This window comes from Phycisphaeraceae bacterium (assembly GCA_020851465.1).
GTDB lineage: Bacteria > Planctomycetota > Phycisphaerae > Phycisphaerales > Phycisphaeraceae > JADZCR01.
Genome location: JADZCR010000002.1, coordinates 68,297 through 87,266, shown reverse-complemented (window position 1 = coordinate 87,266; position 18,970 = coordinate 68,297). Strand labels below are relative to the sequence as shown.

The window sequence follows — 18,970 nt, the reverse complement described above, 5'->3', positions numbered from 1 at the left end:
AGCTCGTCAAAAACGTGGTTGTCGTGACTTCTTGCTGCTGCGAATGACTTTTGTTCCCGGTGTCCCCGGTTTGGGTTGGCCGGCATCACGAGAATCGCGAGACCTGGAAGAGACTAGCTCCGGCGCATCCTTGACCTGCTTGATGCGGTCGCGGTACATCGCTGCCTTTTCAAAGTCGAGATTCTGAGCCGCATCGAGCATCGCCTTTTCAAGATCAGCTAACAGTTCGTTACGGTCGTACTCTTTTTCCTCTGCGTGGATCGCTTCACGCACGGTGTGATGGGCGCGAATTTCCAATTCCATCCCGCGACGGATCGCTTTGACGATGGTGGTCGGCGTGATGTTGTGTTCCGCATTGAAGGCGAGTTGCTTGGTACGTCGTCGATTGGTTTCGTCAATCGCGTGCTGCATGCTGGGAGTAACTTCATCAGCATAGAGGATGACAGTGGCGTTGACGTTGCGAGCGGCTCGACCGATTTGCTGAATCAGACTCGTGGGCGATCGGAGAAAGCCTTGTTTGTCCGCATCCATGATGCCGACGAGTGAAACCTCCGGCAGGTCAAGCCCTTCACGCAACAGGTTGACGCCGATGAGGACATCGAACTCACCCAGCCGCAGGTCGCGCAGAATTTCAACGCGCTCGATCGTGTGGATTTCGCTGTGCAGATAACGGCATCGGAGACCCTGCTCCGCCAGATAGCTCGCCAGATCTTCAGCCAACCGCTTCGTCAGAGTAGTGACGAGCGTGCGTTCTCCTGCGGCGGCGCGTGTCGCGGCGACTCGACAGAGGTCGGGTACCTGACCCGATGCGGAGCGGATTTCGATAATCGGGTCCACCAGCCCGGTAGGGCGGATCACCTGTTCGGCAACGATGCCGCCCGACATCTTCAACTCATACTCGCTGGGGGTCGCACTGACGAATACGACTTGGGGCCAGACTTTCTCAATTTCCTCAAAACGCAGCGGACGGTTGTCCATCGCGCTGGGCAGGCGGAAGCCATGCTCAACCAGTGTCTCTTTTCGTCGTCGGTCACCGTGATACATCGCTCGCATCTGCGGAAGGGTGACGTGGCTTTCGTCGATGATCAGCAACCAGTTGGAAAGGGAGGACTGGGAGTTAGCGTTCGCGTCGCTTTCTCCGTCTGCCTTGTCATGACTGATCCGCGCAGCCATAGCGTCGTGATCCACATGTTCCGGCCGCTCAGGAGTTCGGAACTCATATTCGCCGACGTACTGTCCGCTCGATGCGTCGGGGAAATAGTCCATGAGGGTGTAAGGCTTGGCGCCGGGCGGTCGTCCGTCGAGGTGCCGACTGTAATTTTCAATGCCGGGGCAGACGCCGACTTCCTGGATGAGTTCCAGGTCATATTTTGTTCGAGCCATGAGGCGCTGTGCTTCGAGGAGTTTGCCTTCGCCGCGTAACTGCATGACGCGGTGGTCCAGTTCCTCGCGGATCGATGCGACTGCCCGCGACACGTGTTCCTGAGGCAGCATGTAGTGGACAGCGGGATAGACGAACAACTGATTCTCATCGCGGATCAGTTCTCCGGTGAGTGGATTGACGATGGAGAGCGAGTCAACGGTATCGCCGAAAAGCTCGATCCGCTGGGCCATCTCATCCCCTGCGGGTCTGATTTCGACCACATCGCCGCGTACACGGAAGTTTCCGCGTTTGAAATCCATTTCCGCGCGGGTGTATTGGAGCGAGGATAAGGCGCGCAGTAAATCCTGACGATCGAGCTTCTGTCCTTTGGTGATGCTGACCACTGATTTTTTATAGAGATCAGGTGAGCCGAGTCCGAAGATGCACGACACGCTGGCGACGACAATGGTATCGCGTCGGCTGACGAGGTTTGAGGTTGCTGCCAGCCGCAGACGATCGAGATCATCATTGCGCGACGAATCCTTTTCGATATAGATGTCACGCTGGGGGATGTAGGCTTCGGGCTGGTAGTAGTCGTAATAGGAAACGAAGTAGCTCACCGCGTTGTGCGGGAATAAATCCTTGAACTCTTCGTACAGTTGTGCCGCCAGCGTCTTGTTATGGCTGATGACCAGCGTGGGTTTGTTGACCCGTGCGATGACGTTAGCCATCGTGAAGGTCTTGCCGGTTCCCGTTGCGCCCAGCAGGGTCTGGTACTTCTGGCCTCCCTGTATCGATTGCGTCAACTGCTCAATCGCAGCCGGCTGATCGCCCATGGGGGCAAAATCACTGACGAGTTGGAAACGGTCGGCCATGACGGCATTTTAGTCGGGATCGTCGCGGGAACGTGTCCGCCAACTATTGCGCTCAGGTCTTTCGTATCAGGTTGAACGGATAATCCACGAGATTCCTGGAACCGCTTTTGGTGATCTGGTACGTGTTTTCCAGACGGATATGAACGCGATGAGCGTTGTTGTAGCCGCCGGGTTCAAAGCACACGAGGTCACCTTCTTCGAGGATGCCCTCGCGCAGGAGATTGAGGTCGGGGTCCATGTGTACGCGGATTCCCAGCCCGTGGCCGGCATGATGGACCAGGCCGGTATCCTTGAAAACGGGATGCTGGCGCAGGTGCTCATCAACAGCCTTGGCGATGTCCGTACCGCGCGCACCGGGTTTGAACATCGGACTGATCTTTGCGTGGGTTGCGGCAACGTGGTCATAGGCTGACTGCTGTACGTCAGTCGGCTTGTTATCGACGCTGAACGTCCGGCAGAGGTCGGACCAATAGCCGCGAACATGCGTCCATGCGTCGATGATGTAAAGATCGCCGGCCTGAATCGCGACATTCCGTGCGAACCCGCCGGGACCACCTGCCTGATAGTCGCCATCGTGGATCACCCGTTCACCCGCTGCGGCAATCGCGCCGAGATATCCAGCCTGTAACACTTCCAATTCCGTCACGCCCGGTCGTATCGCCTTTTGCACGGCATCGTAGGCTGCGAGGTCCGCGTGAATGGCGGCCTGGATCACGGCCAACTCGTCTGCGTCCTGCTTGTTTCGCTGGAGTCGATGCAGAATCGGATCAACCGCGACAACTTCGCGCGGCTTGATGATTTCATCCAGCAGAAGTCGGAGCTGACCTGGGGTGGTCTGTGAGGTCCAGCCGAGTCGCCTGACATTTTTCACCTTGGAAAATCGGTCTCGCGCCAGCTTGGCAACACGGTCCATCCAGTCGAGGTTCATCGTCGCACCCGTGGATGCTTCGTACGTCAGACATTCATCCACGGCTGCACCGTCCGCGCTGGGACCGATCAGCCACGAGTTGCCTGCGGTTTCGATGAACAGGCACGCCGGCCAGGGGAAATAGCCCATGTAGTTTTTGCCGGTGTAGTAATAGATGTCGCGGTGGTCTGTGATAAGTGCGGCATCTATTTTCTGATCGGCAAGAACATTTCTCAGACGGGTCTGTCGTGCGGTGGAACCGGCGGCAGTAAGCATATAGATTCCTCTTGAAGGGCAATTACTCTAACCCATCAGGTGAGATCGTCCCAAACAAAAACAACATTCGGAGAGTACGCGCAGCGGTTACACGATACCGGTGCGCAGTGTGATCCGTTCGATTCGGCCGGCAAATGCAGCGGTTCCGCCCGCCAGCGCCCCGATGGTCAGAGGCTGATCGTTCAGCTGAAGCGTTGCCGAAACTTTGCGAGTAGCGACTTCGCTGCCGTTGATGTACAGCGAGAGTGCCGAGCCATCGTAGCGGCCGAGGATGTGATATTTACCGGCAGGAAGTGGTTTGTGAGTGGCGACATTTCGCGCACCGTGCGTGGTGTTGATTAAAAAAGTCGGCCCCGGGGTCGCAGCGCACAGCCCGCCGTTATGTCCCACATCGTAGAAACGCAGAGCAAAGGTGGCAGCATCGCCCGTACTGTCGTATCGCAGCACACGGCCACTGACTCCGATTTGTCCGCCCGTCAAGCCGGCAAGCGATCGCCACGGTGCCGCGTAAAAGTACCGTCCATCAAACGCGCCAGCGTTGAACCCGACCGTCCGCAAGCCTTCCGTAAAGTAGGTATCGCGTACCTGCCAGCTCGATTCTTCGCCAAAGGGCTGAAGAACGTCGTAGCGCAGATAGTTGCCGTGGAGCGTGTACTTTTCTTCGGGTGACCCATAAATAAACGGAACAAAGGTGACATATCGGCCGTCGAAAAAGCCGCCGTCAAAACCACAGGTACGGTTGCCATACATGAGGTCCACATCGCGTATCTGCCAGTTTTTCGGATCGGAAAAATCATGGGTCATCGTGTCAAAGCGAGCTGCCATGGAGTTGGCGTAAGGAACGTAATAAATCCACCGTCCGTCGTAGATCGCGCCAACGCCGATACCCATGCCGATCTGTTTCGAATCGAACTTCTGCCAGCTCGCCGGATCGTCGAACCGGCCATGCGTGTCATAGCGCACGGGGTAAGAGGAAAGCGGCACGAAGTAAACGTAGCGTCCATCAAATGCAGCGCCGTCATACGTTCCAGCGCCTTCACCCAGAAATGGCTTGACTTCGATGCTTTGGTAGCTGGCGGCGTCTTTGAAAGGTCTGGTCGTGTCGTAACGAATGAAGTTGCCGCAGTCGAGTTGATTGCCGTTCGGATTACCGTGGTAGCCGGGGCATAAATAGAGATATCTGCCGTCGAAGGCGCATCCCTGGCCGGATTGATCCGGGCCGATGTTGTAGGCGTCCCATGATTTCGGATCTTTGAATTCGCCGCGTGTGTCAAGACGCAGCAGATGCGTGTGATATTCACGACGATCAAGCTGTCGAGGGATGAAGTAGATGTAACGCCCGTCGAACGCTCCGCCGTAATAACCGTGGCACTCGATCCCCGCGGTGGGATTGGCGTTGTAGGCGGAATAGCTGCGCGGATCCTTGAAGTCTCCGTGCGTGTCAAAGCGAAGCACGACAGCATGTGTCGCGAGCTGCTCAGTGAGCTCAGGGCAGAAGTAAACGTAGCGACCATCGAAGCACGCGCCGAAGTATCCGCGTGTAATCAACCCATCAGTTAAGCCGGCATCGAAGGCGGTGAATGCGTCGAACCTCTCTCTGGGTGTCCATATCGAGGCAAGCGACTGCATCCCTTCGGTGCGAGTATCAGCGGTAGCGTGAATCCACGCTTCGACGGTGAATCCATCCCTGAGCCTGGCGTTGTCGAACCGATGCGATGATCCGTTCTGCGGCGAAGAAAGGTCGAAAAGAGTTGTTGTCACGGAAACCTCACGAGCTTGCTGATGAGAAATTTCGATGCGTACATCCTAATCTCACTCACAGAGACGTAAAAAAGAGTCATACAACGTCTCACAATTTGAATTTTTAATAAAATAAACTTGAAATAATTTAAACTAATTTTAAATTCGACCAGCTTGTAATCCTCACGGAGATGGCTGTGCATGGCTTCCGATCCAAAGAAATCCGTCGGCCTCAAGGGTATTGCTGCCATTGCAGGCGTATCTCTGGCGACGGTCAGCATGGCCTTATCCAATCACCCACAGGTGAACGAAACGACCAAAAAGCGTATTCGTGAGATTGCGCGTCAGGTGGGGTATCGCCGCGCCAAACGCGCCAAGCGAATGGGCGAAACTCCTCCAGTGCGACGGTTCGGCTTCGTCCTGCTGGGAGCGTACTTCGAGGATGAGGTTTACCTGAGCATGCTTCAATCGCTGACCTCCGCGGTAAGCGTATCGGGCGACCGCATGGAACTGCACGCGATTGAAGATATCCGCGATGAGGCGGCGGTAAACTCGAACGTGCTCGATTTTGCCCGGCAGCTCGACGGCTTGGTCCTCTCCGGTTATGTGAACAAGAACCTCATCGGCAAACTGGAGACTGCTGCGATCCCGAATGTCATCCTGGGACACCCGATGTTTCCCGGACACGAACTCACCTCGCGGTGCAGTCAGATCGTGGCGACGGATGAGATGGCGATGGGGGAATTGGCTGTGCGGGTGCTGATGGAAATGGGGCATCAACGGATTGCGTTCATATCTGAACTGGACGCGCCGGGGCTGTGGCAGGATCGGTGGCGACGCGGATATCAGATCGGTCTGTTTGATGCCGGCTTGCCGGTTGATCCCGCCTTGATGGTCATCTCGCATGGCGATCGTGCAGCCGAAATCTTGCTGAAGGTCGAAACTCCCCCAACGGCTTTCATCGTGCCTGATGTCCGCATCGCGGCAGCGTTTCTGACCGCACGACGAATTCTGGGCAAGCCGGTAGCTGACGACGCAATCATTATCGGTGGTCAGCAGGCGATACTTCCTCGTTACGGTCTCGAACAGATGCCGACTATCGGGTTTGATCATGATCGATTGGCGACCGTTGTCTTTGCCCAGCTTCGTGAGCTGTGCGCCCGCGCAGTGGTCGGATCGACGGAAATTCTGGTGCCGTTTGAGGCAAAGCATCTGCCTCACCGCGCGAGGGTTTAGGTTCCGTTCAGCCACGGCAAGGTTAAGGTGGGGCCTTTGTGCTCGGTTATAACGGATGGTAACTCGCCTCTGACAAAAATCGCTGAATAATTGAAAATAAGAGCTTGTATTTCACCTCTCTGGTGCTAGGGTTGAGTTTATAGGCACGGAGGGTATCCGGTTTACTCACGACGATCCGTTTTGTCGGCGAGTGAAACTACGTAGAAATTACACTCGGTCAAAAATTGGGCTGGTATTGCGCTGTCAGGTGTGAGACCCGTGACCGCATCGCTCAACGGGGGTGATGTTTGCCGAGCGTGGGTGGTGTTCATGGACCTGGTAATTGAGCGATGCAGTGATTGCGGTCGAAACATCCCCCGATGCGAAACTGCATATATTCAAGGCGAGACAGTCATCTGCTCGCACTGTCATCTCAAGCGTCAGCTCGGACTCGCGCATGTTGAGTTCTGTACCGACTGCGGTCGGTTGATAGGTCAAGCGGAAACACACTGGCTGTCAGGCGGTCTCGTGGTATGCGAGTCGTGTTATCAAATCGTTCAGCTACGCAGCGAACTGACGGCCATTCCCACGAGAGAAGTGAAGGATGAGTCGAACGTGGAGATGGACGTGCCGTGGCAGCCATCCTTTCTCTATCGTGCTGCGACGGATATGGTTGTCGCTACCAAAGCGACAATCGGTATGGTGAATACGCAGGAAATACTCGACTTGGCGTCACTTCCTCTGGCGTTATCCGCGGCCGCCAAACTTACCGATACCTGGCTGGCGATAAAAGAAATGTAATCCTGCTCGATCGCAATTTCTTTCCACCGCGCGGCCTGCTGTGGGTGGGTTATGTATGTGCGTTATCTTAATATCCGTCGCTGCGGCTTGAACGAGACTCTTTGGAAGGAGCAGCCATGTCCATCTCCGATGTCGAAGTGTTGCGTGCGGCCTGCTGCATCGCGGGGTTTGATGGCACCATTACACCCGGCGAACAAGCGATCGTGCAGAAGCTCGCCGACAAGGCTGGCGTCGGGGCAGTATCGCTCAAAGCCATGTGCGATCGCGCCAAGTCGGACAAGAATTTCTACAAAGAGCAGTTCCGCCTCCTGCATGCGGACCCGGTCAGCACAATGACCATCGTGATGGGGGTTGCGATTGTCGATGGCGTACTCAAGAACGATGAACTCGGAATCCTGAAGCAGTTCGCGGAACGGTTAGGAATGAACTCGGAAGCGTTCGAAAAACTCACGGCAACAGCACGAAAAGTAATCGAACAGAAACGCAGCGGAGATACCAAGGCATGATCGTTTCGCGGTGACGGTTCGCAGGCGTTCCGCCATACGAGGCTCTCCAACCTACGGCACCACCTCTACGCGATTCCCCAGATGCTTGATTTCCTTTTCCCGGCGTTCCTCCAGAAGCCCCGCGCCGATTTCCGCAATCACTTCCAGCAGGTGACGCGCAACGAGCACACGAGTGAGGATGACGTAATCGGCACCGGCAGCGTAGAGTTCACGCGCTTTTAGGATCGACTCGGAGGCCACGATAATCTTGGCGTGAGGATTGAGCTTGCGCAGCGTGCGGAGAAGGTGAAGATTGTCGGTGCCGCGAAGGAAGTCATCGCTGATTGAGGAGATCAGTATTCGAGCCTTCTCGATACCGGCGTGTTCGAGCGTATCGGCGTGGCTGATGTCGCCATAAACAGTCGGCACGCCGAGCTTGTTCAGCTTTTCGTTGACGTTCTGGCTGATGTCAATGACGCTGACGCTGACCGACGCCTGCCGTAGTTCGTGAACCAGCGACGATCCCACACGGAAGCAGCCGATGAGGGCCACGGTCGGATCGGCGTCGTCGTGAACGAGCACCGTGGACTGCGAGCTGTCTCCGTTCATCGCCTGAGCCTTGGGGACAAAGAGTGCCGCAATGCGGTGGCTGAACTGGATCAGGTAGGTTGACCCCGCTGAGGTGAGGATCATCACCATCACGATCAGCGAGATAAGATCGCGCGAGATGTGTCCGTAATGCTGAAGCCCGATGAGGCCGATGACCAGCCCGAACTCACTGATCTGTGCGAGATAGATGGAGGTGAGTACGCCGATACGAGGCGTGTAGCGGACAAGCCGCATCGACGGCCAGACGGTGACAAAACGCGAGACCATGACCACGGCTGAAATCAGCGTGGCAGCCCCCAGTAATTTCCAGGTCGGCATCGACAGCAGCAGACCCATCGAAACGAAAAAGAGCGTCACGAAAAAGGTGCGCAGTCCGCGGATTTTGGCGACGATGTCGGTCGCATACGGAAAAGCGGACATCGTCACGCCGGCGATCAACGCACCCATGGCAACGGAAAATTGGAGCTTCTGCGCAGCGACGCAGACGAGAAAACACCACGAAATCGCTGAGAGCAATACCATTTCCGGGGACGCAGCCATCCATTTCAACAACGGGGGCAGGACGTATCGACTAATTAACCATACGCCGACAACGAGCAATGCCCCTTTGCCGATGGCGAGGCTGACGATGCCCGGCGAGATTCCGCCCTTGAAGTTCGGCTGCAGGGCCAGCACCACTATGGCGATCACGTCCTGAAGCAGCAGTACCCCCAGGATCATCTGCCCGTAGGCGGTATCAAGCTCGCTGCGGTCGCTCAGGAGCTTGACCGCGATCATCGTGCTGGAGAAGGCGAATGCGATCGAAAGGTAAACAGCATCGAGGCCGACATAACCCAGCATGCGCGCGGTGAGCCATCCGATCAGTGCGCTGCCGCATACCTGAATGAGTGTGACCGGCATCGCGAGCCGACCGATGCTCAGCAGCCTCTTGATGTCGATTTCGAGGCCGACGATGAACAGCAGAAAGATGAGTCCGAGTTCCGCCAGGGTGTTGATGGCGTCGGTGTCGCCGTCGTGGGTGCCAATGAGTTTGAGGCCCAGCGGCCCGATGAGGATTCCCGCGCCGATGTAGGCGAGTATCAGCGGTTGCCGTGCGATCTTCGCCGCATATGCGAGGAACGCTGCCGCGATCACACAGACCCACATTTGAAACAGCAACTCACCGTGCATGCGTAGGCATCTTAACGGGGAATGGCATCAAAGAGAGAAACCGGATTTTTCATCGATCTCTGGCGCGGGTTGACGCAACCCAACAGTGCATAGTCCGTTTATCATGCACGCATGACCGCCATTCCCAACGCCGCCGCCGAACCGTCAGCTTTACCGCGGCGTCGTCGGCCAGGCAGCGGGGCCATCGGGTTTGCGCTACTGCTGATGATCGCTGTGCCTTGCCTCGTTACTCTGCCGTGGTCGGTCTCACGATATTCCCGTGACGCCAGCGGCGGCACCGCTGCGGAACGGCCGTCACTGACTCAACCCTTCGGTACTGATTTACTTGGCAGATCCGTTGTGTGGCGCTGCCTGCTGGGTGGCGCCATCAGCCTGGGACTGGGTATCTGCTCCGCGGGTATTGCGGTCGTCATAGGCGTGACTTGGGGGGGCATCAGCGGCTACGCCGGGGGCAGGACCGATGCGATCATGATGCGCATCGTGGATGTGCTGTATGGCTTGCCAACGATATTACTGGTGGTTTTGATCAATCTGGCGTTTAAGCCGGGCATGACGGACATTGCCGGGAAGTTTTTCAAGGCGGATACAGCGGGCAGCGTCGCTGATCTGACCACACTCCTGATTGCGATTGGCGGGGTGAGCTGGCTGACGATGTCGCGCGTGATTCGTGGGCAGGTGTTGAGTCTGCGCGGTCGTCCGTTCGTCGAAGCGGCGCGGGCCTTAGGTATCCGCCCGTCACGAATATTTTTCGTCCACCTTCTGCCGAACCTCATCGGACCGATTGTCGTTTACACTACGCTGACCGTGCCGACAGCGATTCTCCAGGAGTCGTTCCTGAGTTTTCTGGGAATCGGTGTTCAGCCGCCTTTGCCGAGTTGGGGTTCCCTCGCCAACGAGGGCCTCTCGCAGATTCACGCGATGACGCAGCCCGGCATCGCGTCACGATGGTGGTTGATCGTCTGGCCGTGCGTGCTGCTGGGTATGACGTTGATGTCGTTGAATTTTCTCGGTGATGCACTGCGTGAGAGACTTGATCCACGGAGGATTCGATGAGGTGACGTCAATCGGAAACCGCGACCCTGTTTAAGGGAAGTCAGCCGCATTACTCCTGCATCATTGCTGCCAACTCGCGCCTGTTCAGCCCCGGATCTCTGGGAATACCCATGGAAAATCGCTTCGGATTCAAAGACCTGATTATCGCAATACTGCTGATCGCGGTGCTGCTGAGCATCTGGCTGGCGATGAAACAGTACGACCGCCAATACGAGGTGATCCAGGCTGTCTCGAACAAACTCGATGCCCAGACGCGGGATCTGGAAGCGATGCGGCGGACGCTGGATCGTGGCATCGCCGTTACCGTGCCTGCTTCCGCTGCAACGCAGCAGACCACGGACGCCGCCGATCCCTTCGCACGCATCCGCACTGCACGGAAGATGCCCGATTTCGCTGAAGGAGGTTGGTACATCGACGCCTTTTCCGGCGTGGCGAAACTGACACCCCTGGTATCGGGTGATGTGTACGCCAGCGTTGTGCAGGACAGTATTCTGGAAACACTGCTCACACGTGATCCGGAAACCTTGGAATATCAGGGACTGATCGCCCGAAGCTGGGAGGTCATCGACAATACGGAAGCGTTTGATGCCTATGTCAAGCCGCGGCTGGGGCAACCGCTGACCGTCGAGGAGATCGTCAAGGAGCCGGACTGCCCCGCCGAATCAAAGGAAGCGGATGCCCGAGCTGTTCGTGATGCCTACATCGCGCGCCGGATGAAAGAGGGCAAGAAGTCGGAAAATATCGCCAATGATCCAGCGTGTCCTCCGGCGGCACTAATTAAGTTTGTTATTCGCGACGGCGTATCGTTTTCAGACGGCCACCCGCTTACTGCGGATGATGTGGTTTTCACTTTCAACTTTGTCATGGATGAGAGAATCGCCGCGCCGCGACAGCGGGCGTATCTCCGCATGATCCGATCGGTGGGAAAAACCGGTCCTAATGAAGTGACATTCAGTTTTCGTGAACCCTATTTCGAATCGCTCGAACTGGCCGGTTCTATCCAGGTTTTACCGAAGCATTTTTACGGCTCCATCGAGCCGGAGAAATTCAATCAATCGGTCGGGCTGTTGATGGGATCAGGGCCTTATCGCCTCCCCGATCCACGGACATGGTCGCCCGGCGAGACGATCACACTCGTACGCAACGATCGCTACTGGGGTGTCCGACCTGCGTTTGATCGACTTGTTTACCGACAGATTCTGAACGACGTGGCGAAACTCACTGCTTTTCGTAACGGGGAAATCGACGTGCTATCCGCCTTCCCCGAACAGTACCGTGACATGCTCGCCGATGCCGATCTGGTTCGTAAAACGCAGCACTTTGACTATGCCTCGCCAGTGGGGGGATACCGCTTTGTCGCGTGGAATCAGATGCAGAACGGCAAGCCGACGATCTTCGCGGATAAGCGTGTTCGCCGTGCGATGACGATGCTGATCGATCGGCAGCGCTTGATCCATGAGGTGATGCTCGGCTATGCAACCGAGGCGACCGGACCTTTCAACCCTGCGAGTCAGCAGTGCAGTCCTGATGTCAAGCCGCTTCCGTTTGATATCGACGGTGCGAAAAAACTGTTGGCGGATGCCGGCTTTGCCGACCGCGATGGGGACGGCCTGATTGAGTCGGCGGACGGCCGCCCGTTTCGTTTCAAGCTGACTTACCCCTCAGGTAACGCCAACTACGAGGCACAGACATTTTTCATGAAGGACTCCTTCGCCCGAGCGGGCATTCTGCTCGAACCGGATCCGTTGGAATGGACCGTCTTCACTGAGCGGCTGAGTCAGAAAAATTTCGATGCGATCACTCTCGCATGGTCCGCGGGTATCGAAACCGATATCTACCAGATGTTTCACTCCAGCCAGATGGTGCCCGGCGGTGATGACTTCATTTCGTATCGCAACGTGGAACTCGATGGTCTGATCGATCGCGCCCGACGCATGCTGAATGAGCACGAGCGTATGCCGCTCTGGCGACGGGCACACGAAATACTCTACGAGGATCAACCTTACACCTTCCTCTTTTTCCCCAAGAGCCTGCGATTTGTCGATGGTCGGATTCGGAATGTTCAGTTGCTCAAGCTCGGCATGAACTCGCGTGAGGAATGGTTTGTTCCCGAGCAGTTCCAGCGAACCAGCACAAAATGAAGGCGACGAGCGATGGCTAAATACATCGTCCGCCGACTTCTGCTGATGATCCCCACCGTCATTGGGGTGACGATGCTGGTGTTCTTCTGCATGTCGCTGCGCCCGGGAGGTGTTGCGGCGGCGATGAACCTCGAAGGAAACATGCGCCCGCAGGAACGCGAGGCACTGCGTCAATACCTCAACCGCCGCTACGGACTCGACAAGCCGTTGATCGTGCAGTACGGCCGATGGCTGAATCAGGTACTGCCGATCGGGTTCAAATATGACGAGACAGGTAAAAGCACGGGTTTTGGTTTCAAGGTGCCGGATTTAGGGCACAGTCGTTTGCGCGACCGCCCCGTGCTGGGGCTGGTGGCTGAGACCTTGCCTGTGACGTTGCTGCTGAACCTGCTGACGATTCCGCTGGTTTATGGTGTAGCCATCACGACGGGTATCTATGCGGCCCGACACCGGGGGAAGTGGTTCGACGTCTCGTCAGGAGTGCTTTTCTTCGCACTCTGGTCGATGCCGGTGATGTGGGTTGGAGCCATGTTGTTCGGTTTTTTCGCCAGCGAAAAATATTTCCGATGGTTTCCAACAGGCGGCCTTCACGACACGATGGCCGAGCATATGAAATTCCTCCCCATGTGGACTGCTGCAGGCTTCGAGCGCGGGTGGCTGCTCGACACAGCTTGGCATCTGGTGCTTCCGATCTTCTGCATGACTTATGGCGGATACGCCTTCCTGTCGAAACTCATGCGGGCTTCGATCCTCGACAATCTCTCGGCTGACTATGCCCGTACCGCTCGCGCCAAAGGCGTTGGTGAACACGCCGTGCTGCTGCGCCATGTTTTCCGCAACAGTCTCATTCCTCTCATCACCGTCGGCGCGGGCATCCTCCCCGGATTGCTGGGCGGCTCCGTGATCATCGAGCGCATATTCAGCATCAACGGCATGGGAAATCTGGTCATCGACGCCATTAATCAGAACGACAACGAAATGGTGCTCTCGATCACCTTTGTGGTCGCTCTGATCGGAACGATAAGCCTGCTTCTGGCGGATATCTCCTACGCCATCGCGGATCCGAGGGTGAGCTATGAGTAGTGCGGTGACCTCCGAGTCTGTGCCGATGGTACGACGCAATCGGGCTGTCCAAAGCTATCTCACGGGCGTGATCCGCGACACGCTGGGCCGATGGGGAGCCAGGTTCGGCCTGGCGTGGCTTATAGGGATTACGTTTCTGGCGGTCTTCGCACCGCTTCTGGCGAATAGTCGTCCATTCCTCATCAAGATGGATAACCAGTGGTCCAGCCCGATGCTCAGACATTTCACCCCTGCGGATGTGACGCTGCTTGTCACCGCATTGGCGGCTGTAACTCTTCTGCTGCTACGGAGGATTCCGATCTGGATTCGTTGGGTGACGCTGGCGGTAGTCGTCGTGGTAACGCTGGTTTTCTCGTTGATTTATGTCAATCCACCTAAGACGGAGATTTATTCGATTTATCGTGAAGCCGCTGCTTTGGGACGGGTGCAATTTGTTCTTAATGCGCCGATTCCCTATTCCCCATCGGACTACTTGCGTGATCAGACAAACTCTGATCCCTCGCCGAGTCTCCAGCATTGGTTGGGGTGTGAGGAACTTGGGTCCGATGTGGCTTCCCGTCTGATCCACGCTTCGCGGATCGCGCTGGCGATCGGCTTTATCGCAGAGGGCATCGCTGTTGTGATCGGCGTCATCATCGGCGCATTGATGGGCTATTTCGCCGGCGTGGTCGATATCATCGGCATGCGACTCGTGGAAATCTTCTCCGCGATACCTACGCTCTACCTGTTGTTAGCGTTTGTGGCGTACTTTGGCCGAAACATTTACATCATCATGGTCATCATCGGAATGACGAGCTGGACCGGCTACACGGTCTTCACCCGTGCGGAATTTCTCCGCCTGCGTAAACAGGATTTCGTCCAGGCGGCACAGGCTCTGGGGCTGCCCCTGCGATCAATTCTTTTCCGCCATATGTTTCCTAACGGCATGTCACCCGTGCTCGTGAGCCTGAGCTTCGGTGTGGCATCGGCGATCCTCGCGGAGGCCACGCTCAGCTTTCTTGGGCTGGGAGTCGTCGGAGCACCCAGTTGGGGGCAATTGCTCAATCAGGCCACCAAGGGTGGCGGCGGTTTCCGCTGGTGGCTCGCTGTGTATCCCGGATTGGTCATTTTTCTTACCGTCTTTGGTTACAACCTGATCGGCGAATCGGTGCGCGACGCTGTCGATCCGCACCTCAAGAAAGCGTCGATGCTCTAATTCACGCGCGGTTGATCCCCTTATGGCAGCCGACGCTTAATCATCGAGACTTACGTGCCGGAAATATCATCACCAACTCCTCTGCTCCGTATCGACGATCTGGCTGTCTCATTCCGGGGACAGAGTGGACGGGTTCGCGCGGTCAACGGCGTCAGTTTGTCGATTTATCCAGCCCAGACTCTGGCGGTCGTTGGTGAATCGGGCTGCGGCAAGAGTGTGTCAGCGATGTCCATTCTCAAGCTCGTGCCCACTCCGCCCGGTAATTATGACTCCGGCCGAATTCTCTGGAACCCGTCAAGTCGGAGCGGGATAAATCACGAATCTTCCTCGACCCTTATAAAGCCGGACAGAACATCTGCCTCCACGGACGCGAACAGCATCGATCTGCTCCAGTACACCGATAAGCAGATGCAGAAAATTCGCGGCAAGCAGATCGCGATGATTTTTCAGGAGCCGATGACCAGTCTTAATCCTGTTTACACCATTGGTGAACAGATTCTCGAAGCGATACTGCTCCACCAGAAGGTGGATCGCCGACAAGCGGTGGATATTGCTGTCGGTTCTCTGCGTGATGTCGGCATTGCGGCCCCGGAGTCAAGGCTTAAGGAATATCCGCATCAACTTTCCGGCGGGATGCGTCAGCGCGTGATGATCGCCATGGCGCTGGCGTGTCAGCCCCGTCTGCTGCTGGCAGACGAGCCGACCACCGCGCTTGATGTGACCATTCAAGCCCAGATTCTTGAGTTACTCCGTCGACTTCAGCGACAGCGGGAGTTGGCGATCATGCTCATTACGCACGACTTGGGTGTGGTTGCCGAAAACGCAGATGTGGTAGCGGTGATGTATGCCGGCCGGGTTGTCGAGTACGGATCGGTTCAGGATGTATTCCATCGGCCTATGCATCCGTACACGCGAGGATTGTTCGCGTCGATGCCGGTGCTTGGCCGTGCGAAAGATCGACTCGCGACCATTCCGGGCAATGTGCCGAATCCTGCGAACCTACCGGCCGGCTGTCCATTTCACCCGCGATGCTCAGACATGCGTGATGACCAGCGATGCAGTGATGGCGATCCGCCGCTACTGGAGGTCGAGACGAAACACTGGGTCGCCTGCTGGCATGCACCTGGCTATGAAAACGGCCAGCCGACGACGCCTGATGTCAGCTATTGTCGTGAGCCGTCAGTAGATTGAATCATGTGTTGCCTTTGAGTGGAAGTGGATCGACTGGTTCATCGGATTAAGGAATGCGCAGCGACAGTACCCATTTCCGCCAGCGTTTTTCGAAGGCAGCCATGTCTTTTTCATCGAGAACTTTCATCAGTGTCTCGTAGCCGGTCGGATCATCCTGATGAGCTGCCGCGAACGCATGGTAATACTTGACCAGCAGACCGCGTTCCTGAAGGTAGTAACAGAGATAGCGAGCGGTTGCATAGTGTAATCCTCGACTGTCGCCGTAAAACTCCGCGGGGCTCATGGCGGTGAGGTTTTTGAATGTCGGCACGCTGTCAGCATGGATCGCGCGGCGGAGTCCCGTGAGGCGCCAGTTGATCATGCCGCTTATGCGGCCGTCTTTTTCCTGGCACTGTTCATAGAGTGAGCCGAGCCCTTCATTGAACCATGCGGGGCAATTTGGAAAATTGGCGTGGATAAAGGGATGGACGATCTCGTGGACGAGCGTGCCGCCGCCGGTGCCGATATTCATCACCAGTGCTTTGTGAGTAGCGGAAAAGTAACCATACGGCGTGGGAGGATCGCTGCCGAAAAGAGCTTTATTGTTGGCTGCATAGCTCTCTGAATCTTTGAAGAGAAAGATCATCAGGATTTCTTCAGGATCGTGTGCGAAGAAGTCCTGTTTGAGCATCTTTACCGCCCAACGCACAGTCTGCTCGGTTGTTTTTCGCACGTCATCAGGTTTGCCGTCACCAGCTACCACGAATGGCTTTTCAATCAGTACCGTGAAGTTCTCTCCCAGAATGCGTCGGAACGAGGCTGCACGTTTTTCAAAATCTTCGTCAGTAGGGCCGACAGGCTGAGAAGCGGAGGGTTGCGTAGAGGCACAGACCGCGAGCGGTTGAACTGGTGGAACTGTCAGCCACACAGCGGCTGTTGTTCCGATCAGAACGACGCAGACTCGAAGGCCGTTGTGACAAATCATGGCATTGCGACGATGCACGTCACATGGAGGAGAGCCGCCCTATGAATACTTGCTATCCGCACACTTGCCTTTGCCTATCTCGATCAATTGCAGGATTAAAACTGTACCTGAGGCACTGCGCGTTCCGAGGGCGAATCAAGCTGGAAAAGCGTCTTGGCGGTGAAATTGAACATTCCAGCGAGGATGTTGCTCGGAAAAACCTGGAGCGCACTGTTATAGGTGTTGACCGACTGGTTATAGATTTGACGTGAGGCATTGATGCGATCTTCGGTGCTGGAAAGTTCATTTTGCAGGTCAAGAAAATTCTGATTGGCTTTGAGGTCGGGATAACGCTCCGCGAGGGCGAAGATCTGTCGCAGTGCGCCGGTGAGCATGTTTTCCGCCGCTGCCTGATCTCCGACGGTTCCAGATGCGACGGCCTGCTGCCGTGCCTTGACGACGTTTTCCAGCGTCTCCCTTTCGTGGGCGGCATAGCCCTTGACGGTGTTGACGAGATTGGGGATCAGGTCATGCCGACGTTTGAGCTGGGTGTCGATGTCAGACCATGTCTGGTCCGCGCTATTACGCAAGCGGATCAGGCTGTTATAGGTGGACATAGCCCAGAGCATCATGATTGCGACCAGGCCGAGTACGACAAAAAGTCCAATCAACGCAGGCATGAATGTTCCTTTCAAGTGAACGATTGCCGTTCCGCTGAGATTGTCGGATAAATCACTGCAAATTCATAGAGCGCATCTCTCCAAAAATTTTGAACTGAGGTGTATGACGGAAGCCTTCTGCAGCAGGCGGAAGTTACGATGCGCGGATGGGACTGGATATTGAAGACTCTGCCGCACTGCGGAATTACCTCATCTGTACGGGTCGCATCGGGCGTGAGGAATCCGTTGTGATCCGCAATCTGGCTGGCGGTGTGTCCAACCGAACCGTGCTCGTTGAGCGGCCGGCACCTTCAAAGGGAAGCGGAGAAGCATGGGTTCTCAAGCAGGCTCTGGCAAAACTCCGCGTCTCAGTCGATTGGTTTTGTGATCCCGCGCGGATTGAACGCGAAGCCCTGGGTTTACGATGGCTGGAAAAACTTGCGCCACCCGGCACGATCACGCCGCTTGTTTTTGAAGATCCGACGGAACATCTGCTGGCAATGCGGGCGGTGCCTAAGCCGCACGATAATCTCAAAGACGTCTTGCTCGCTGGGCAACTCAATCCTGACATATTGCAGCAATACATTGTGCAGCTTGGCCGGCTGCTGGGGACCATTCATCAGAGAGCCTGCGAAAATCGCGAGGAGCTATCCCGTGTATTTGCCGACCGTTCCTATTTTGAAACTTTGAGAATCGAGCCATATTACGCTTACACAGCAACACAAGTTCCGCAAAGTGCCGAGTTTTATAATCGCCTTATTCAACAAACCCGCAATCGTCTTTTCACACTTGTTCACGGCGACTTCAGCCCTAAAAACATTCTGGTCCGCAATGGGAAACTGGTGTTGCTCGATCATGAAGTGTGCCATTGGGGTGAGCCGGCTTTTGATCTGGGATTTGTGTTGACTCATCTTCTGAGCAAAGCACATCACGTCACGTCGCGGCAGGCGGACTACCTGAAGGCAACGCAGGTGCTCTTTCAGGCTTACCTCGATGCCATCGATCGGAAAACGCTCTGGTCGGCTGACGCAGAGAAGGCCGCGATCGGAAACACTCTGGGATGTCTATTGGCACGTGTCAGCGGTCGATCGCCGCTGGAATATCTTGACCCGAACGAGCGGGCGAGGCAGCGTGAAACCGTGATTCATATGATGGTGCATCCTCCGGGTTCACTGTCTGAATTATGTGATTCATTTGTAAAACAGATCAATGCTGCATCGTAAGCGGTATCTGTCGATATCGATTGCCTGCAATGTGGGAGCAT

15 protein-coding genes are annotated in these 18,970 nt (G+C 56.0%); 9 read left to right on the top strand and 6 right to left on the bottom strand.

Features of this window, described 5'->3' with window-relative positions; translation table 11 throughout:
- Positions 1-6: 6 nt before the first annotated feature.
- The 3 genes from IT444_02470 to IT444_02460 all read right to left on the bottom strand — a co-directional run bounded on the left by IT444_02470 (position 7) and on the right by IT444_02460 (position 5,182).
- Positions 7-2,238 carry an excinuclease ABC subunit UvrB gene (locus IT444_02470; protein ID MCC7191622.1) on the bottom strand — a complete coding sequence of 744 codons (2,232 nt, stop codon included), beginning with the start codon at positions 2,236-2,238 and terminating at the stop codon, positions 7-9.
- A 52-nt stretch (positions 2,239-2,290) separates the two neighbouring features.
- Complete coding sequence (locus IT444_02465) at positions 2,291-3,421, bottom strand: aminopeptidase P family protein (protein MCC7191621.1); 1,131 nt, start codon at positions 3,419-3,421, stop codon at positions 2,291-2,293.
- Between the two features lie 87 nt (positions 3,422-3,508).
- Complete coding sequence (locus tag IT444_02460) at positions 3,509-5,182, bottom strand: LamG domain-containing protein (protein ID MCC7191620.1); 1,674 nt, start codon at positions 5,180-5,182, stop codon at positions 3,509-3,511.
- A gap of 180 nt (positions 5,183-5,362) precedes the next feature.
- Here IT444_02460 and IT444_02455 point away from each other — a divergent pair, with 180 nt between their 5' ends.
- The 3 genes from IT444_02455 to IT444_02445 all read left to right on the top strand — a co-directional run bounded on the left by IT444_02455 (position 5,363) and on the right by IT444_02445 (position 7,683).
- Entirely contained in the window at positions 5,363-6,397 is a 1,035-nt protein-coding gene (locus IT444_02455; protein MCC7191619.1) for a LacI family DNA-binding transcriptional regulator, read from the top strand.
- Between the two features lie 258 nt (positions 6,398-6,655).
- Positions 6,656-7,177, top strand: coding sequence for a hypothetical protein (locus IT444_02450; GenBank protein ID MCC7191618.1), 522 nt, complete (start codon positions 6,656-6,658; stop codon positions 7,175-7,177).
- A 116-nt stretch (positions 7,178-7,293) separates the two neighbouring features.
- A complete protein-coding gene (locus IT444_02445) occupies positions 7,294-7,683 on the top strand; it encodes a hypothetical protein (GenBank protein MCC7191617.1) in 390 nt (129 codons plus the stop codon).
- A gap of 51 nt (positions 7,684-7,734) precedes the next feature.
- Here the strand turns inward: IT444_02445 and IT444_02440 are convergent, their stop codons facing one another.
- Positions 7,735-9,441, bottom strand: coding sequence for a cation:proton antiporter (locus IT444_02440; GenBank protein ID MCC7191616.1), 1,707 nt, complete (start codon positions 9,439-9,441; stop codon positions 7,735-7,737).
- 111 nt (positions 9,442-9,552) lie between these two features.
- Between IT444_02440 and IT444_02435 the strand changes: the two genes are divergently transcribed.
- The 5 genes from IT444_02435 to IT444_02415 all read left to right on the top strand — a co-directional run bounded on the left by IT444_02435 (position 9,553) and on the right by IT444_02415 (position 16,104).
- A complete protein-coding gene (locus tag IT444_02435) occupies positions 9,553-10,494 on the top strand; it encodes an ABC transporter permease (protein MCC7191615.1) in 942 nt (313 codons plus the stop codon).
- A gap of 110 nt (positions 10,495-10,604) precedes the next feature.
- The gene (locus tag IT444_02430) at positions 10,605-12,635 is read left to right on the top strand and encodes a hypothetical protein (protein ID MCC7191614.1); all 2,031 of its coding nucleotides are present in this window, start codon (positions 10,605-10,607) and stop codon (positions 12,633-12,635) included.
- A 12-nt stretch (positions 12,636-12,647) separates the two neighbouring features.
- Positions 12,648-13,718 carry an ABC transporter permease gene (locus IT444_02425; GenBank protein MCC7191613.1) on the top strand — a complete coding sequence of 357 codons (1,071 nt, stop codon included), beginning with the start codon at positions 12,648-12,650 and terminating at the stop codon, positions 13,716-13,718.
- A 25-nt stretch (positions 13,719-13,743) separates the two neighbouring features.
- Positions 13,744-14,913 (top strand): ABC transporter permease, encoded by a 1,170-nt coding sequence (locus IT444_02420; GenBank protein ID MCC7191612.1) that lies wholly within the window; start codon positions 13,744-13,746, stop codon positions 14,911-14,913.
- Between the two features lie 63 nt (positions 14,914-14,976).
- On the top strand, positions 14,977-16,104 hold the full coding sequence (locus IT444_02415; GenBank protein ID MCC7191611.1) for an ABC transporter ATP-binding protein: 1,128 nt from the start codon (positions 14,977-14,979) through the stop codon (positions 16,102-16,104).
- A gap of 46 nt (positions 16,105-16,150) precedes the next feature.
- Here IT444_02415 and IT444_02410 read toward each other — a convergent pair whose 3' ends face one another.
- Complete coding sequence (locus IT444_02410) at positions 16,151-17,086, bottom strand: hypothetical protein (GenBank protein MCC7191610.1); 936 nt, start codon at positions 17,084-17,086, stop codon at positions 16,151-16,153.
- A 77-nt stretch (positions 17,087-17,163) separates the two neighbouring features.
- Positions 17,164-17,718 carry a LemA family protein gene (locus IT444_02405; GenBank protein ID MCC7191609.1) on the bottom strand — a complete coding sequence of 185 codons (555 nt, stop codon included), beginning with the start codon at positions 17,716-17,718 and terminating at the stop codon, positions 17,164-17,166.
- A 155-nt stretch (positions 17,719-17,873) separates the two neighbouring features.
- On the opposite strand from IT444_02405, the gene IT444_02400 reads away from it, so the two are divergent.
- Positions 17,874-18,929, top strand: a complete 1,056-nt coding sequence (locus IT444_02400; GenBank protein MCC7191608.1) for an aminoglycoside phosphotransferase family protein — start codon at positions 17,874-17,876, stop codon at positions 18,927-18,929.
- Positions 18,930-18,970: the final 41 nt, after the last annotated feature.

Coding starts and splice junctions, on each gene's coding strand:
- IT444_02430 (MCC7191614.1), top strand. CDS start 10,605: ATGGAAAATCGCTTCGGATTCAAAGACCTGATTATCGCAATACTGCTG.
- IT444_02470 (MCC7191622.1), bottom strand. CDS start 2,238: ATGGCCGACCGTTTCCAACTCGTCAGTGATTTTGCCCCCATGGGCGAT.
- IT444_02455 (MCC7191619.1), top strand. CDS start 5,363: ATGGCTTCCGATCCAAAGAAATCCGTCGGCCTCAAGGGTATTGCTGCC.
- IT444_02440 (MCC7191616.1), bottom strand. CDS start 9,441: ATGCACGGTGAGTTGCTGTTTCAAATGTGGGTCTGTGTGATCGCGGCA.
- IT444_02420 (MCC7191612.1), top strand. CDS start 13,744: ATGGTACGACGCAATCGGGCTGTCCAAAGCTATCTCACGGGCGTGATC.
- IT444_02425 (MCC7191613.1), top strand. CDS start 12,648: ATGGCTAAATACATCGTCCGCCGACTTCTGCTGATGATCCCCACCGTC.
- IT444_02400 (MCC7191608.1), top strand. CDS start 17,874: ATGGGACTGGATATTGAAGACTCTGCCGCACTGCGGAATTACCTCATC.
- IT444_02445 (MCC7191617.1), top strand. CDS start 7,294: ATGTCCATCTCCGATGTCGAAGTGTTGCGTGCGGCCTGCTGCATCGCG.
- IT444_02465 (MCC7191621.1), bottom strand. CDS start 3,421: ATGCTTACTGCCGCCGGTTCCACCGCACGACAGACCCGTCTGAGAAAT.
- IT444_02435 (MCC7191615.1), top strand. CDS start 9,553: ATGACCGCCATTCCCAACGCCGCCGCCGAACCGTCAGCTTTACCGCGG.